Consider the following 16,646-nt stretch of genomic DNA (forward strand, 5'->3'; position numbering starts at 1 on the left):
CGCTTGAATAGGTAATTTTTTGCTAATCGGAGGAAATAATACTATGTGGAAATGGGAAGCAGAGGGAGAAGCAAAAGCAGTCATTGTCATGATTCATGGCGCAATGGAGCATCATCGCCGATATGGCTGGCTCATTCAAATGTGGCGCTCCGCCGGATTTCATGTCATTATGGGAGACTTGCCTGGTCAAGGGATGACAACTCGATCGCGAAGAGGTCATATTAATTCGTTTGACGATTATATTACTGAAGTAAAGGATTGGATTCAAGCTGCCTATCAATTTGAATTGCCTGTTTTCTTACTCGGTCATAGTATGGGCGGTTTAATTGCTGTTCGGATGCTCCAGGAGGAAAACGTGAAACTTGCTGGAGTGATACTATCCTCACCATGTTTTGGTTTAGCCAAATATCCTCCAAAATGGTTAAATGCCATGGGAATTGCTATGAATGTTATTTATCCAGAATTAAGGATGAATTCCGGAATTACAGTTGAACTCGCGACGAGAAATCAAGATGTTCGTGATGCTGATTTAAATGATTCTTTATACGTCACCAAGGTTTCTGTCCGTTGGTACCGTGAACTCACGCAAGCGATGAAGCTTGTGTTTATGAATATCAGCAAATTGCCAGATGTACCAATGCTTGTTATGCAAGGAGGCGATGATAAAATCGTCAATAAAGCGAGCGTACGTGACTGGTTTAATCAGGCACCGCTTTCTGAAAAGCGGTTTAAGGAATGGAATAAATGCTATCATGAAATCTTTAATGAGCCTGAACGTGAGGATATATTTGAGTATGCAAAGGATTTTGTTAATAGTCAGTTAAAGGCAATTGGCTATATCGTAAAGGAGGACCTTGATGAGGGCGTTGAAAATTCCAACACAGCCAATTAGCTTAATGTCAAAAGTGTACTGGAGAGTCTTTCCGATGGTTCAGCAGGAATTGAACTATTGGAGGAGAAGAGCTGACGAAATTCCAAATCCGGAGCTACGTAAGCAGGCTTTAGCAAGTATTGAGGCAAAGACCTTTCATTGTCAAGGTGGAGCGATTTTATCACTATTGGCGTCAGGCCATCGTGCTAAAGCGACCCGATTTATCGTCGCTTACCAGACGATAAGTGATTATTTGGATAATCTTTGCGACCGGAGTACATCACTTGATCCAATTGATTTTGCTGCATTACATGAATCAATGAAGGATGCACTCTCGTTAAATCCTGAGCTGAAAAATTATTATCGCTATCGTACAGATCAGAATGATGGTGGCTACTTAACGGAATTGGTCGGAGTTTGTCAGAGTGTATTACGTGAGCTAGCGTGTTACGATGATATTAAGCAATACTTAATGGAATTATGTGATTATTACTGCGATTTGCAAATTCATAAGCATGTTGAGGTTACCGAGCGGATTCCACGACTTAAAAATTGGTTTACGCTCTATCAGAAGCAATTACCTACAATGGAGTGGTATGAATTTTCCGCTTGTACAGGTTCGACGCTTGGGATTTTTTGTTTAATTTCATATGCACTTCGTGAGGATTTTGAAGTTTCGCATGCAGAACAGATTCGCAATGGCTATTTCCCTTATATTCAGGGTTTGCATATTTTACTCGATTATTTTATTGACCAAGAAGAAGATCGCAAGGAAGGCGATTTAAATTTTTGTTTTTATTATGAAAATAATCAAAGTTTGTTCAATCGCTTAAAGCATTTCCTTAAAGAAGCAGATCGCCATACTGTAAAGCTCCCGCATCAGCGCTTTCATCAGCTGATAAATCGAGGCTTACTGGGTATGTATTTATCTGATGAGAAGGTCAAAAAGCAAAAAGGTGTTCAAAAATTGGCAAAGGAAATCATCAGGGCTGGGGGATCTGTTAGTTATTTCTTCTATGTAAATGGATTGATTTTTCGAAGAGTTGAAAAGTGGAAGCCAGTAGCTATATTAAGGTCGTTTATGTAAAAAGGCTTATGCTCGGAGGTGTTTCCCGATGTCATAAGCCCTTTTGTCTTTTCACTATCTTTTTTCAATCGCAATAATAAACGGCGGATTGTTCACTTGGTTAATAAATTGGTATTGCAAAACATGCGCTCTTTGTTGATCGAGGTGTTTTACGTACTGAAGCAATTCATCCCGTTCTCGCGCGCCTTCTTCATGCCCATGATAGATGACGAGGACGATGATGCCCTCTGGTGCCATCAAGTCTAACAACTGTTCTACAGCAGCAATCGTTGTAGTCGCTGTCGTTACAATCGATTTATCCCCACCAGGCAAGTAGCCTAAATTAAAAATGGCTCCACGAATTTGGCCATGGTAGTGTGGTGGAATACAATACAGGATATGTTCATGACCTTGATGGTACAGAGTGGCCCGCTCCTTTAAGCCGCTTTCTTGCAATCGTGTCGTTGTCGCTGCAATAGCTTCTTCCTGTATATCAAAGCCAAACACCATTCCGGTTTCGCCAACCAGCTCCGCTAAAAATTTCGTGTCATGGCCATTGCCTAGTGTTCCATCCACGGCAATGTCACCAGCACCAACTGCCTGTACTAATAATTGACGGGCAAAAGGTAATATTCGTTCTAGCTTCATTTCACCTAACTCCCTTTAATCTAACCTCGGTAGTGTTTCCCCTGCCAACTGTTACGGCGCAACAGCTCCGCATCAATCGCATTTAACACTTCCCATTTATTTACACTCCACATCGGCCCAATCATTAAGTCAATCGGTCCGTCTCCAGTAATGCGATGGATAATCATTTCTGGGGGTAAAATCTCTAATTGATCACATACTAAACTTACATAATCATCAAATGATAGAAATTCCAGCATTCCTTTTTCATACTGTTTAACCATCGGTGTGCCTTTTAAAAGGTGGAGAAGATGAATTTTGATACCTTGAACATCAAGCTTGGCTACTGCTTGAGCCGTTTCCATCATCATTTCCGGGGTTTCAAGCGGAAGTCCATTAATGATGTGACTGCAAACTCGGATTCCATGTTGACGGAGCTTGTTTACACCTTCCGCATAACTTGGGAAATCATGTGCTCTGTTGACTAAGAGTGCCGTTCGTTCATGGACAGTTTGTAGTCCGAGCTCCACCCATAAATATGTTCGTTTATTCAAATCAGCCAAGTATTCAACGACATCATCAGGTAAGCAATCAGGTCTAGTCGCAATCGATAGTCCGACAACACCATCTTGCTGCAATACTTTTTCGAACTTTTCCTTTAAAACCTCAACAGGTGCATGTGTGTTCGTGAAGGCTTGGAAATAAGCCATATATTTTCCGTCTTTCCATTTCTCATGCATTTTTTCTTTGATTTTTGCAAATTGAACATCGAGGTCCTCAGCCCGATTTCCGGCAAAATCCCCGGAACCTGCAGCGCTGCAGAAAGTGCAGCCCCCAAATGCTACCGTACCGTCACGGTTTGGACAATCAAAGCCACCGTCTAAAGCAATCTTAAATACTTTATGTCCAAAAGTTTGCCGTAAGTGATAATTCCATGTATGGTAACGTTTTGCGTCTTGCGCATATGGAAAGGGGTTAGTCTGAATCATTCAGATTCCTCCTTTGTGTAGATAAATGTATAAATGCGAAGGTGTTAATTTTTCGCTAGTTGATTGGAGCGGAAGGCACGAAGACTCCTGTGGGAGTACGGGGCAGGGGAGACCCCGCAGGCGCTAAGCGCCGAGGAGGCTCCCCGCTACCGCCCACGGAAAGCGAAGTGCCTGGAGCGGAAATCAACTTCTTTGCGAATACATTCAATAAAGGAAATTGTATCATGAGGACCATATGAATCCAAGCTGGTTGTTTCAATTGGAAGGAATTGAAGGCTTGCCTTCGTGTTAGGAACAGGATTTGTGAACAAAATATATAAAGAAGCTTTTGCTTCGTTGATGATTTATAAAGGAGGAAATATAATGGCGACTCGTCAATCAATGGATGATTTTATTCATAAATGTGAAGAAGTCATAAAAAACGCCCAAGACCAGTTTAGTATTGCCAGTAAGCAAAACCACTACCAAAATGATTCCTATACAGATGCAATGCAACAACTTGAGGGGACGTATAATGAATTGGCAGACCTAGCCCGAAGCGCCAATGGCTCGCAACGTGAACAGCTACACCGGATGCGTTTGCAAATTCAACAGATGCAAAATTCAATGACATTACTCGATCATTTTGGGGAGTGAGAAAACATATGAAAAAACGCTCTAAACAAAACAATCCCGAACAAAAAAATCGCAATGGCTTAAATAATCAAGACCTTGAACTTGGCACAGACTACGACCCGGTCAAGGAATCAAAACGCAAATACGAAAACTCCGGCGGTCAACCCGTCAAATCCAAATTCCATCCAGAACCTAAGCAGTCAAGATAGACAATCATCATCAAGACAGCCTCTTTTAAAATGGGGCTGTTTTTTGCTTTTGATAGACAGAGTTAATGTTTAGTGTTGATTTTCGCAAGTTGATTGGAGCGGAAGGCACGAAGACTCCTGCGGGAGTAGCTGGTATGGGAGACCCCACAGGCGCAAATGCGCCGAGGAGGCTCCCAACTAGCCCCGCGGAAAGCGAAGTGCCTGCAGCGGAAATCAACAATTATGTTTAATCCATACTTTCGATAGAAAACACTGTGAAAACAGTGTAAATACGTGTTCACAAAGTGGTAACGAATGTGGAATTAATGTGTGAAGTAGGTCACAGATTGAAGGACGGAAAAATCGTTAAATAAGGTAGTACCAGCGAATGGTTACACTTTTAAACCAAAAACAAGCTAACTTGATGATCTTCATAAATAAGTACCAATGTCTGTTATGAAAGGAAGACAATAATGCGAAAACAAACGATAGCCTTGAGTATCATAGCATGTTTAATACTTCTTCTCCCCAATTTTGCTTTTGCCGATACAAATGAACCAGTTTTAAAGATGGAAGAGCTTGCGATTCAAGTAATGCCGGAATATTCCTTCCATCCAGAAGATAAAGCAAAGGACAAAGCGCCATTATTAGTTGGCTTACACGGCACATTAATTAATAACAGTGACAAGGCGCAAAAAGGCCAAATAGAAATTCCGATTCCTTTGAAATCAAAAAATTTCAAAGTCGGTTATGTAGCAGATTATAACCGCGAACAGACCAATACGAATGAAATCGAATATGAAATTGATAAAAGTAAAGGCACGATTTCTTGGACAACTTCAGAAGAGATTCAACCTGGAGAGCTTTATAAATTCGTCATTGAGTATTACACAAATGATATTAAAGTCGATAAAAAAGATCACTCATTAACCTACAAATTTGAAAGTTTCGCCGATATTGGCTTGGTTCGAGTCTTGTTTCTAGAGCCATTAAAGACCGAAAGCTTTAGCCTGAGTCCTGCGGCAGAATCACATCAGGAAAACGGTTATGGCATGAACATGTTTATTTACCAGTACCAAGGAATGAAGCCGGGTGAGGTAAAGGAATATAAGTTGAAATACGAGCGTAATGAAACGAAAACTACCATGGACATCATGAATGAAATGGGAAACAAAATGACACCAAAAGGTGTTGAAAAGGACAATGAAACACTGCCGCTTGGCGTCATTATCGGTGCGATTGTTGGAGTGTGTATCGTTATAGCTGCTGTAATAATCTTTTTCCTAAAAAAGAAAAACAATCAGAAGACTGTGAAAAGTAAGCAGCCAAACCGTGTTGATAAAGGACAAGCTGACCTTGAACAAAAGAAAAAGCGTCTCAGAGGGATGCTTCTAGAAGGTAGCATTACAGAAGAAGAATATCAAGAGCTGCTGCAAAAGCTGGCCAAATAGCCTGAGACTTATAACGCAGTATAAAAATTGATGCTTTTGGTTCTGTCCAGTCAACCAGATTTCACAAAGGACATTTACTCTAACACGACAGGCAGGTGCCAAATATGTATATATTAGGAAATCTTACGTTGTATTTAGGAATGATTATTTCCTTATATGCTTTAATCGCCAACATTATTGGGATAAAAAAGCAGAGTCCAAAATGGATGGATAGTGCAAAAGCTGGGATCTTATCGGTAACGTTTGTCGCAAGTATCGCAGCATTTCTGCTCCTTTATATGCTTGGGTCAAGCCAATTTCAATATAAATATGTTGCAGCCTATACTAATCTCGAGCTCCCAATGGTTTATAAGCTATCAGCCTTTTGGGCAGGTAATGCAGGATCTTTGTTACTATGGGCCTTCTTGCTTTCGGTATATACCGGAATGGTTGTCTTAACAAAGAAGAAAAACGACATGATCCCTTATGTTTCAAGTATTTTGTTACTGAACTTGTTTTTCTTCTTTATCGTTCTGATCTTTAGCGTCAATCCGTTTGATATGTCTGATAAAATTTCACCCGATGGCAAAGGTTTAAACCCGATGCTGCAAAATCCAGGAATGGTTCTTCATCCGGTAACTCTTTATTTAGGCTATGTCGGCCTTGCCGTACCATTTGCATACGGTATTGCTGCATTAATCATGAAGCGAATGGATGCTGAGTGGATCAAACTAACGAGACGCTGGACTTTAACTGCATGGTTATTTTTAACCTTAGGAAATATTATCGGTGGTTGGTGGGCCTATTTAGAGCTTGGCTGGGGTGGCTATTGGGCTTGGGACCCAGTTGAGAATGCATCATTCTTACCGTGGCTAACCGCATCAGCCTTCCTGCATTCAGTGATGATTCAGGAAAGGAAAAACATGCTCCGTACATGGAACATTAGCTTAATTGTCATATCATATTTGCTCACTCTATTTGGAACTTTCTTGGTACGCAGCGGGATTTTAACAAGTGTTCATGCTTTCAGCGATACGGACCTTGGCACCTATTTTATTATCTTCTTATCGTTTATGACGCTTTTCTCTCTATACATCGTCATGAGCCGTTATCAGCTAATTAAAAAGGAAAGTAGCCCGTTCCAGTCCTATTTTTCAAAAGAAAGCAGCTTTTTAATCAATAATCTCATCTTAATCGTTGCAGCCTTTGCCGTGTTATGGGGAACGATGTACCCGCTAATTTCTGAGGCATTAACGGGTACAAAGGTTAATGTTGGCGCACCTTATTTTAATAAGGTAATGGCGCCGATTCTTCTAGGGTTAATCATTCTAATGGCGGTTTGTCCACTGATAGCATGGCAAAAAGCAGCATTGAATCGATTTTTCAGAAATATGCTTGGTCCGATAATGGTTACACTTATATTTGCAATCGGACTTTTCATCTACGGGTTTCATGGAGTGTTTGCGATTGTCGGTTTGTCAGCTTGTGTGTTTATGATTTGTACCCACATTCAAGAATTCCATCGTGGAGTTCGGGCACGAAGAAAAGCAACAAAGGAAGGACTTTTCACGGCAACTTTCCGGTTGACCCTAAGGAATCAGCGTCGCTATGGTGGGTATTTAGTCCATATTGGAATTGCAATCTTAGCCGTCGGCGTCATTTCATCCCATGCTTATTCTGATCAGGTGATGAAAACAGTGAAAAAGGGAGAAAGCTTCACAATCGGTGAGTATGTGCTTACTTTTAACGGTCTTTCCGAGAATTCCGATGGGGGAAATGATATTGTACACGCTGATTTATCGTTACAATATCAAGGCAAATCTTTAGGGAAAATTAAACCAGAGAAGATTTTTTACGCAAATTGGGACGAGCCTACTACTGAAGTTGAAATTAAGACAAATTGGAAAGAGGATCTGTATCTAGTATTAAGTTCCTGGGAAGATCGTGATAAAGCTACCTTTTTAGTAAAAGTAAATCCATTTGTAAGCTGGATTTGGATTGGCGGAATCATCATGGTGTTTGGAATTGCAGTTGCCTTAATCGGAGGAAAAACAACCCTTCATCGCTTAAACCTGAAACCAATCAAGCAAGCGGAAGGAGCGTGACACACTTGAAGAAAAAAATCGTGATTGCAACTTTATGGTTGGTCCTAACGATTCCAACGCTTTCGCAGGCAGGTTTTACCGTAAATTCTAAGGAATTTCACCAAGTGATTGATCAATTGGATATGCAAGGGCATGCCGATCATGAGCTGTCAACATGCAGTGTTAAAAAGGTTTACTACGATGAAGTAATCGACATGTTAAATAAGGGTCAATCAGAAGAAGAAATTATTCAATCATATGTAGATGAATATGGTCAAGCAGCCCTAAGAACACCTGGCAGTGACTTTACAGGAATATTAGCCTGGGTTATGCCAATAGGCGCACTTATTGTCGGGATTACAGTCGTGACAGTTTGGGTACGAAAACTCACTCTTAAAACAGCAAAACGAGAAGAAGAAGATTTAGTATGGCAAAGCGATACCGATCGCGAAATTTTTGAGCGAACGATGGATGAAGAACGACGCAAGTTCTTTTAACATTTGACCTCATTCGTATTAATTCTAAGCCGACAGTCGCTAGGAGGGACGTCATGACAGATTACGTATATTTGCTCGTCGGTTCAATGGTTACGATGATTTGTTTCTACTTCATGGCAGCCCCCTTTTTCAAACGGGAGGGAGCTGTCAGCCAAGCATTAGCAGGACATGAGCAGGAAATCTCAATCGAATTAATCTATGCCGCGGTAAATGAATTGGAAATGGATTTTTTAATGAAAAAAATAACTGAGGCAGACTTCTTACATTTGAAACAGCGCTATCAAATGATGGCTGCTGAGTATTTAAAGATGGAAGAGCAGCAAATCCGCATTGAAACCGATGCGGCACCCTATATTGATGAAGATATTTTACTCGAGTTACAGGAAATTCGTAATAAGAAAGGCAGGAATGCCGGATGACTCAGTTACCTCCCTTTCATCCAGAATGGTTGGTTAGATTCTGGTTTCAAACCCCAGGCTTACAGTCGCTGAATCCGCATTGGGTCTTGATTATTTTAGCCTTAATAGGAATAGCATTATTTTTTCTAAAAAGAATGAAGCCAACAGATGAACCTATAAAGGATCAGGAAGAAGAACAATTTCAGCATTTAATGACTAGAAAGCAAGTTATTGAACGAAAAATCGCCGAGCTTGAACAGCAAAAACTTGCTGGTGAGCTAACCGATTCGAAATATGAAACAAAGCTTACTGAATACAAAAAGCATTTGGACAAGGTTAATCTCGATTTACTTTATTACACCTAAAAGGTGGTCTTATAAATGAAGAAAAAAATCATACAACTGACGGTAGTACTTGTCGCTAGCCTGTTCATTGGCCTTCTATTAAATGGTTTGAATGGCAAAGCAACTAATGCCGAAATTGGTGACAAGGCTCCGAACTTCACCTTAAAGGATACTTCTGGCAAGAAAGTTAAACTTTCTGATTTTAAAGGAGAAATGGTAGTTCTAAACTACTTTACAACCTGGTGCGCTCCGTGTCTTGAGGAAGCGCCAGAATTAGAGGCATTTGGAAACGAATATCAAGATGCAAAGCTACTCATCTTAGCAAAAGGTGAAACAAGTAATCGCGTAAATAAATACATCGACGGAAATGGTTCGAAGCTAACATATCTGCTTGACACAAAAGAAGAAGCGGCGAAAAGCTACAATGTTGTAGGACAACCGGAAACAATCATTATTGATGAAAAAGGAATCATAGTTGAGCGGTTCTCAGGACCGACAACGAAAAAGAAATTAATCGAGTTGATTAAGAAGCTTCAATAACTGTGGTTAGAGCACGTTTAGTGTTTTAATAGATATTTTTAATTTGCTGGGGAGGTGAAAAACATGTTGAAAAAGTTGCTGGCAATAGATAAACGCTTACTGCTTGTAATTGGTTTGTTTGTTGGGATCATCGCGTCGGTGGTAACGGTGAAAACACTTGCGTATACGGATTCTCCGGATTTTTGTCAGAGTTGTCATATTATGAACAACGTACACGATTCTTTCGTTGATTCTACTCATGCTGAACTAGCATGTGGTGATTGTCATTTACCACACGATTCGTTAGTAAGCAAATATACATTCAAAGCGAAATCAGGTTTAGGACATGTCTATTTTAATTCATTAGGTGAAAAAGACATTCCTGAAGTATTGCATCCAACAAAAAGCTCACAGGAAGCAATCAATCACAACTGTGTAAGCTGCCATAGTAGCACTTTAGATAATGTTTCTCATGATGCAAAGGAAAGCTGTACAAAATGTCACCAATCTGTACCGCATGGAAAAGGCTTTAAAACAGAAGATTTCTACAAAGCACCAAAATCGGGAGAGTTATTAGAAAATAAGGGAGGTTCTGTGGACAATGGCTAGGAAACATCATTGGATTTATTTAGCCTTAGTCGCTATTGTGATGCTAATTGCCGGCTGCTCTGACGCTGAACAGACAAAAAATGCCAAAGAGTTGAAGACGGGCTTATCAAAAGATGAAATTAGCAATGAAGCATTTAAGGATTTATTCCCGCTTCAATACGACAGCTACAAAAAGAATGAAAAAATGGAAGATACAAAATACGGTGGGTCTGAAAAACGAAGCAAGTTTGAAGAGGATAAAGAACCATTATTACCAATCCTATTTAATGGATATGGATTTGCGACTGAATATAATGAAGAGCGTGGCCACATTTATGCCAACGAAGATATTCGTGCAATCGCTCGTATTACTGATAAATCAGTAGGTTCATGTTTAACATGTAAATCTACAGCTGTTCCACACATGATCGAAGAAATGGGCGAGAGCTATTGGGGAGCTAACTTTAATAGTGAAATTTGGCCTAAAGCTGAGAGCATGGGTCACTCACCAATCGGATGTTCAGACTGTCATGACCCTGAAACAATGGATTTACGTGTTACTCGTCCAAGCTTTGTTAAAGCAATGGATGCAGCAGGTTATGACTTGTCAAAAGCTACAAAGAACGACATGCGTAACTATGTATGTGGTCAATGCCACGTAGAGTACTACTTCGACGCGAAAACAAGTGAAGTAACGTATCCATGGGATGACGGTTTCAAACCTGAAGATATGTATGAATACTATGAAACTACCGCAAAAGCAGAAGGCTTTGAAAAAGACTGGATTCATAACGTTTCTGGTACACCAACATTAAAATCACAGCATCCTGAGTTTGAAACACACATGTCAGGTCCACATGGTAAAGCTGGTGTAACTTGCGCAGATTGTCATATGCCATATGAGCGTGTTGACGGCAAAAAGAAAATTAGCTCACACTACTGGACTTCACCACTTAAGACGATGGATACTTCTTGCGGAACATGCCATACTAACCGCGACCTAGAAGAATTAAGAAAAACAGTGGAAGAAATTCAAGAAACAAACGTATCTGCTTTACATGAAGCACAAGATGTTTCAACAGAAGCACATTACTATGTAAACAAAATGATTATTTCTGGCGTTAGCGCAGACAAAATCAAAGAAGCTCAAAATCATGTTCGTAAAGGTCAATGGTTCTGGGATATCATTGCAGCTGAAAACTCTGCAGGATTCCACAATCCTCAAGGATCTATGGATTCATTAAAAACATCTATTACTGAGTCAAATAAAGCAATTAAGATTGCAACTGAAGAGTTAGTGAAAAAAGGTGTAAGCCTTGCGGAATTAGATGGAGAAATTGAAAAGGCAAAAGAGGCTGTCTTCGGTGAGACAGACAATATGAAGAAGAAAGATCATGCGATTAATCTTTACTTCCCAGCTCAACAGCCTCCAGCAGCACCTGCTGCACCAAAAAAATAATAAAATTAGAAACACTGGGTAATGGCAGTTACCTGGTGTTTTCTTTGTCTAAATTGTGACGAATTATTATCACAATGTCAATGGGGAAAATCACTTGTAAACTGAAGATTATGACGGTGGGAAAATGTATTGCCAAGCTGCTGGAAAAGGAATAATATTATTTTAATATAAAAATATAATGGTCGAGCGTAAGCATATTTTGTGCTTGCGCTTTTCATATGAAGGAGAAATTTGCTATGCCTCGCGCAGTTTGGCTATTGGTCATTGGAATGGCGGTCAATGTGACCGGCGCTTCATTTCTATGGCCGTTGAATTCAATTTACATTCATGAACATTTAGGAAAATCGCTGACGATTGCCGGAGTTGTTTTGATGCTTAATTCAGGTGCTAGCGTAATTGGCAATTTGTTAGGTGGCCGCCTGTTTGACAAATTCGGAGGATATCGATCAATCTTATTAGGAATTGTGATAACCTTGCTCGCCCTGATTGGATTGTCATGCTGGAATGGTTGGCCAGCTTATGTCATTTTTTTAACGATTATTGGTCTAGGAACGGGAATTGTGTTTCCGTCAATGTATGCGATGGCCGGAACGGTTTGGAAGGAAGGTGGTCGCCGCGCCTTTAACGCCATCTATGTGGCCTCGAATTTAGGGGTAGCGATTGGCTCAAGCTTAGGTGGAATCGTCGCTGCGATTTCATTTCAGTGGATTTTCATAGCCAACGCCATTTTGTATGCTATTTTTCTAATCATTGCATTCTTTGGCTATAAAGGCATCAATCGTCCTGAGGCGGTCAATGTGGCAAAGGAACAGACCGCTTCTAAGGTTCGCAAAGTTAACGCTCAGCTCACTGCGTTATTCATTCTATGCATAGGTTACATGCTTTGTTGGATTGGCTACAGTCAATGGCAGGCAACCGTTGCACCGTACACCCAAGAATTAGGAATCAGTTTACGAGAATATAGCTATCTCTGGACGATAAATGGCGCGTTAATCGTATTAGGGCAGCCATTTTTGAACAGACTGGTGATAAGCTTTGCGAAAACAGTTAAGTCGCAAATTGTCATCGGCACGATCATTTTTGCCGTGGCCTTTTTAGTAGCCTCACTTGCTCAGAGCTTTGCCGGGTTTGCTATCGGCATGGTCATCATGACAATTGGTGAAATGCTCGTTTGGCCTGCTGTCCCGACGATTGCCGATAAATTGGCACCAGTTGGTAAGGAAGGATTTTATCAAGGAATCGCTAATAGCGCCGCAACAGGTGGTAGAATGCTTGGACCAATCATCGGCGGAATGCTCGTTGATTTTTACAATATGCAGACACTATTTATCGTGATGATCGGGTTATTTTTACTATCGCTCATTACCACTTTCAGCTTTGATCGAAAAATAACTAACAAGAATAATATCTCAATGAAAGCATCGTAATAAGGATGTTATTTTGAAAAAATAAAGAAAGTTAGCTGCACCGATTGTGACGCCCAGCATACTATAAGTAGTACCTTTTAAAGTGCTTGCTTGATGTGACTTGCATGTAAAGGGGAAATTTTATACAATAGCGTTATAGTTTGATAATCGACATGGACAAGGAGTAGTAATGTCAGTAAGCCTGTTTTAGAGAGTTGACGTTCGGTGCAAGTCAACCAGGCCCTCCATGAACTCGCCTTTGAGTCGCAGGTGTGAAAGACTAGTAGTGCCTGCCGTTTTCCGCGTTAAGGATGTATGAAGTGAGTGTGTATACACTAATGTGGGTGGTACCGCGGGAGATATAATCAGACCTCTCGTCCCTGTTTTGGGATGAGGGGTTTTTTTGTAATTTTATACAGTAAGAAAAATAAAAAAACTATACATATAGAAATTAGGAGGAAAGACCGATGAGCTTCAATCATCAGGAGATTGAAAAAAAATGGCAAACGTATTGGGAAAACAACAAAACGTTCCGAACAAGTGAAGAAAAAGGCAAACGCAAATTTTACGCGCTAGACATGTTCCCTTATCCATCAGGAGCAGGCTTGCACGTTGGACATCCAGAAGGCTATACAGCCACTGACATCCTATCAAGACTAAAGCGGATGCAAGGCTATAACGTCTTACATCCAATGGGCTGGGATGCGTTCGGTTTACCAGCTGAACAATATGCGCTCGATACAGGTAACGACCCAGCAGAATTCACTAAGCAAAATATTGATAATTTCCGTCGCCAAATCAAGGCGCTAGGATTTTCCTATGACTGGGATCGTGAAGTGAATACGACTGACCCTAACTATTATAAATGGACACAATGGATTTTCTTACAATTATATAAGCGTGGCTTAGCTTATATTGATGAGGTTGCCGTAAACTGGTGCCCAGCACTAGGAACCGTTTTAGCAAATGAAGAGGTCATTGACGGTAAGAGTGAGCGCGGTGGTCACCCAGTTGAACGTCGTCCAATGAAGCAATGGATGCTTCGTATTACTGCCTATGCCGACCGCCTTTTAGAAGATCTTGAAGAAGTAGATTGGCCAGAGAGCATTAAAGAAATGCAACGCAACTGGATCGGTCGTTCTGAAGGTGCGGAAGTAACTTTTGGTATTGCTGGTCATGAGAAAAACTTTACTGTGTTTACGACTCGCCCGGATACGTTATTTGGGGCAACTTACTGCGTCCTTGCTCCAGAGCATCCGTTAGTAAGTGAAATCACAACAGTTGAGCAACGTGAAGCCGTTGAGGCTTATTTGGATAAAATTAAGAGCAAGAGCGACTTGGAACGTACTGACTTAGCAAAAGAAAAAACAGGCGTGTTTACTGGTGCTTATGCGGTTAACCCGGTGAATGATGCGAAAATGCCAATCTGGATTGCTGATTATGTGTTAATGAGCTATGGTAGCGGTGCGATTATGGCCGTTCCGGCACACGATGAGCGCGACTATGAATTTGCAAAAGTATTTGAACTGCCAATTGTTGAAGTATTGGCTGGTGGTGATGTAACGAAAGAAGCGTTCACAGCTGATGGTCCGCACGTTAATTCCGGCTTTTTGGATGGAATGAACAAAGTTGACGGAATTACCGCAATGATTGCCTGGTTAGAGGAAAAAGAAATTGGTACGAAAAAGGTAACTTACCGCTTACGTGACTGGTTATTCAGCCGTCAGCGTTATTGGGGTGAACCAATTCCAATTATTCACTGGGAAGATGGTACGATGTCTGCTGTTGCGGAGGAAGAACTTCCGTTAGTTTTACCAAAAACAACCGAAATCAAGCCTTCTGGTACAGGAGAATCACCACTTGCCATTATCGATGGATGGGTTAATGTGGTTGACCCAGAAACTGGCAAAAAAGGTCGTCGCGAAACGAACACCATGCCGCAGTGGGCTGGAAGCTGCTGGTATTACTTGCGCTACATCGACCCAAATAACCAAGATGCATTAGCAGCTGCGGAAAAATTAAATGAATGGTTGCCAGTTGATATTTATATCGGTGGGGCAGAGCATGCCGTTCTTCATTTATTGTATGCTCGTTTCTGGCACAAATTCTTATATGATATCGGTGTCGTTCCAACGAAGGAACCATTCCAAAAGTTATTCAACCAAGGAATGATTCTCGGTGAAAATAATGAAAAAATGAGTAAATCAAAAGGCAACGTCGTCAATCCAGATGATATCGTAACAAGCCATGGTGCTGATACATTGCGTTTATACGAAATGTTCATGGGACCACTTGATGCGTCAATATCTTGGTCAACAAATGGTTTAGACGGCTCACGTCGTTTTCTAGATCGAATTTGGCGCTTATTCGTTGAAGATAACGGGGACTTAAGTTCTAAAATAGGCGACAGCGATGATGCAACATTAGAAAAGGTTTACCATCAAACTGTTAAGAAGGTAACTGAGGATTATGAAGGACTTCGTTTCAATACCGCGATTTCACAAATGATGGTATTCATTAATGAAGCCTACAAAGTGACCGTTTTACCGAAGCATTTTGCTGAAGGCTTTGTGAAAATGCTTGCACCAATTGCTCCACACGTTTCTGAGGAGCTATGGGAAAAGCTTGGTCACGAAGGTACCCTTTCATATGAAGCATGGCCTGCATATGATGAAGCGAAGCTAGTTGATGACGAAGTAGAAATCGTTGTCCAAATCAATGGTAAAGTAAAAACAAAACTATTTGTTCCGTCTGATGCATCTCGCGAGGCGCTTGAGCAAATCGCAATGGACGATGACAAGGTAAAAGAACAAATCGACGGAAAAACTGTTCGCAAGGTGATTGCCGTACCTGGCAAGCTCGTGAACATTGTTGCAAATTAAATTTTAAGGGGTAACAGCCTTGGGCTGTGAAATGTCGAGGTGGGCGACCTTGTTTGTATGGTGAGGTCTCCCGCTTGATTGAAGAAAGGACGATTGGGATGGAAGGATTAAATCTTATTACACCTGAAGAGCTACAACAAAAGCTAGAAGCCGGCGAAAAATTAGAAATCGTTGATGTGCGTGAGGATGAAGAAGTTGCCCAAGGAATGATTCCTGGTGCAAAGCACATTAAGATGGGCGATGTCGCGATGAATCTCGATTATTTCGAGGACGACAAAGAGTATATTCTTGTGTGCCGCTCAAGCCGTCGCAGCGAGTCGGTTGGTTGGTTCCTGCATGACCATGGCGTTAAGGTTCGCAATATGGTCGGCGGAATGCTTGAGTGGAAAGGCGAGTTAATGTTTTAGAGATTAATAGTGTTCGAATCCCGGTCCTAAGTGGTGGATCGGGATTTTTTCTGTTTGGAGAAGGGCGAGGGAGGGGGTGTAAGGGCGCGTGATTGTGTGTCGATTATTGTCGAAAAGCGGATAAAAGCTTAAAAACGTCGGATAAACACCACAAAACGTCGGATAAACACCAAAAATCATTTTAGCCCCTTAACTGATTTGGACACCTAAATTTAGTAGGAGTACAATTTAGTTAAGAGGAGGAGTCCACTATGAGTAAGAGAAGAAATAGTGTGA

General features: G+C 41.0%; 17 protein-coding genes and 1 other annotated feature. Of the genes, 15 read left to right on the top strand and 2 right to left on the bottom strand.

Features of this window, described 5'->3' with window-relative positions:
- Window positions 1–43 precede the first annotated feature (43 nt).
- Both HHO41_RS17890 and HHO41_RS17895 read left to right on the top strand, forming a co-directional pair.
- Window positions 44–892 carry an alpha/beta hydrolase gene (locus tag HHO41_RS17890; RefSeq protein WP_169101176.1) on the top strand — a complete coding sequence of 283 codons (849 nt, stop codon included), beginning with the start codon at window positions 44–46 and terminating at the stop codon, window positions 890–892.
- A complete protein-coding gene (locus HHO41_RS17895; protein WP_169101223.1) occupies window positions 867–1,958 on the top strand; it encodes a tetraprenyl-beta-curcumene synthase family protein in 1,092 nt (363 codons plus the stop codon). Before HHO41_RS17890 ends, HHO41_RS17895 begins: the two co-directional genes overlap by 26 nt.
- A 54-nt stretch (window positions 1,959–2,012) precedes the next feature.
- Here HHO41_RS17895 and mnmM read toward each other — a convergent pair whose 3' ends face one another.
- Complete coding sequence (gene mnmM, locus HHO41_RS17900) at window positions 2,013–2,585, bottom strand: tRNA 5-(aminomethyl)-2-thiouridylate-methyltransferase MnmM (RefSeq protein ID WP_169101178.1); 573 nt, start codon at window positions 2,583–2,585, stop codon at window positions 2,013–2,015.
- 20 nt (window positions 2,586–2,605) lie between these two features.
- A complete protein-coding gene (gene mnmL, locus HHO41_RS17905; protein WP_169101180.1) occupies window positions 2,606–3,553 on the bottom strand; it encodes a tRNA modification radical SAM protein MnmL/YtqA in 948 nt (315 codons plus the stop codon).
- Between the two features lie 363 nt (window positions 3,554–3,916).
- On the opposite strand from mnmL, the gene HHO41_RS17910 reads away from it, so the two are divergent.
- From HHO41_RS17910 to HHO41_RS17975, 13 genes are all read left to right on the top strand, one after another.
- Entirely contained in the window at window positions 3,917–4,189 is a 273-nt protein-coding gene (locus HHO41_RS17910) for a YtzC family protein (protein ID WP_169101182.1), read from the top strand.
- An 8-nt stretch (window positions 4,190–4,197) separates the two neighbouring features.
- Entirely contained in the window at window positions 4,198–4,377 is a 180-nt protein-coding gene (locus HHO41_RS17915) for a glycogen biosynthesis protein GlgD (RefSeq protein ID WP_169101184.1), read from the top strand.
- 452 nt (window positions 4,378–4,829) lie between these two features.
- Entirely contained in the window at window positions 4,830–5,807 is a 978-nt protein-coding gene (locus HHO41_RS17925; RefSeq protein WP_169101188.1) for a hypothetical protein, read from the top strand.
- Between the two features lie 104 nt (window positions 5,808–5,911).
- Complete coding sequence (locus tag HHO41_RS17930; protein WP_169101190.1) at window positions 5,912–7,891, top strand: heme lyase CcmF/NrfE family subunit; 1,980 nt, start codon at window positions 5,912–5,914, stop codon at window positions 7,889–7,891.
- Between the two features lie 5 nt (window positions 7,892–7,896).
- Window positions 7,897–8,367 carry a cytochrome c-type biogenesis protein CcmH gene (locus HHO41_RS17935; protein WP_169101192.1) on the top strand — a complete coding sequence of 157 codons (471 nt, stop codon included), beginning with the start codon at window positions 7,897–7,899 and terminating at the stop codon, window positions 8,365–8,367.
- Window positions 8,368–8,420: 53 nt separating this feature from the next.
- Window positions 8,421–8,786: a hypothetical protein gene (locus HHO41_RS17940; RefSeq protein ID WP_169101194.1), complete on the top strand. Its 366-nt coding sequence runs from the start codon at window positions 8,421–8,423 to the stop codon at window positions 8,784–8,786.
- Window positions 8,783–9,130, top strand: coding sequence for a hypothetical protein (locus tag HHO41_RS17945; RefSeq protein ID WP_169101197.1), 348 nt, complete (start codon window positions 8,783–8,785; stop codon window positions 9,128–9,130). Before HHO41_RS17940 ends, HHO41_RS17945 begins: the two co-directional genes overlap by 4 nt.
- 15 nt (window positions 9,131–9,145) lie before the next feature.
- Window positions 9,146–9,649 (top strand): TlpA family protein disulfide reductase, encoded by a 504-nt coding sequence (locus HHO41_RS17950; protein ID WP_169101199.1) that lies wholly within the window; start codon window positions 9,146–9,148, stop codon window positions 9,647–9,649.
- Between the two features lie 63 nt (window positions 9,650–9,712).
- Complete coding sequence (locus HHO41_RS17955) at window positions 9,713–10,237, top strand: cytochrome c3 family protein (RefSeq protein WP_169101201.1); 525 nt, start codon at window positions 9,713–9,715, stop codon at window positions 10,235–10,237.
- Window positions 10,230–11,675, top strand: coding sequence for an ammonia-forming cytochrome c nitrite reductase subunit c552 (locus tag HHO41_RS17960; protein ID WP_169101203.1), 1,446 nt, complete (start codon window positions 10,230–10,232; stop codon window positions 11,673–11,675). The genes HHO41_RS17955 and HHO41_RS17960 overlap by 8 nt, the downstream gene beginning before the upstream one ends.
- Window positions 11,676–11,911: 236 nt before the next feature.
- Window positions 11,912–13,102: an MDR family MFS transporter gene (locus HHO41_RS17965; protein WP_169101205.1), complete on the top strand. Its 1,191-nt coding sequence runs from the start codon at window positions 11,912–11,914 to the stop codon at window positions 13,100–13,102.
- Window positions 13,103–13,246: 144 nt separating this feature from the next.
- Window positions 13,247–13,466 (top strand) — a binding site (T-box leader).
- A gap of 82 nt (window positions 13,467–13,548) precedes the next feature.
- Complete coding sequence (leuS, locus tag HHO41_RS17970; protein ID WP_169101216.1) at window positions 13,549–15,963, top strand: leucine--tRNA ligase; 2,415 nt, start codon at window positions 13,549–13,551, stop codon at window positions 15,961–15,963.
- 98 nt (window positions 15,964–16,061) lie between these two features.
- On the top strand, window positions 16,062–16,370 hold the full coding sequence (locus HHO41_RS17975; RefSeq protein ID WP_169101225.1) for a rhodanese-like domain-containing protein: 309 nt from the start codon (window positions 16,062–16,064) through the stop codon (window positions 16,368–16,370).
- Window positions 16,371–16,646: the final 276 nt, after the last annotated feature.

Origin of the sequence: Bacillus sp. DNRA2 (assembly GCF_012843265.1) — a bacterium.
GTDB lineage: Bacteria > Bacillota > Bacilli > Bacillales > Cytobacillaceae > Bacillus_BU.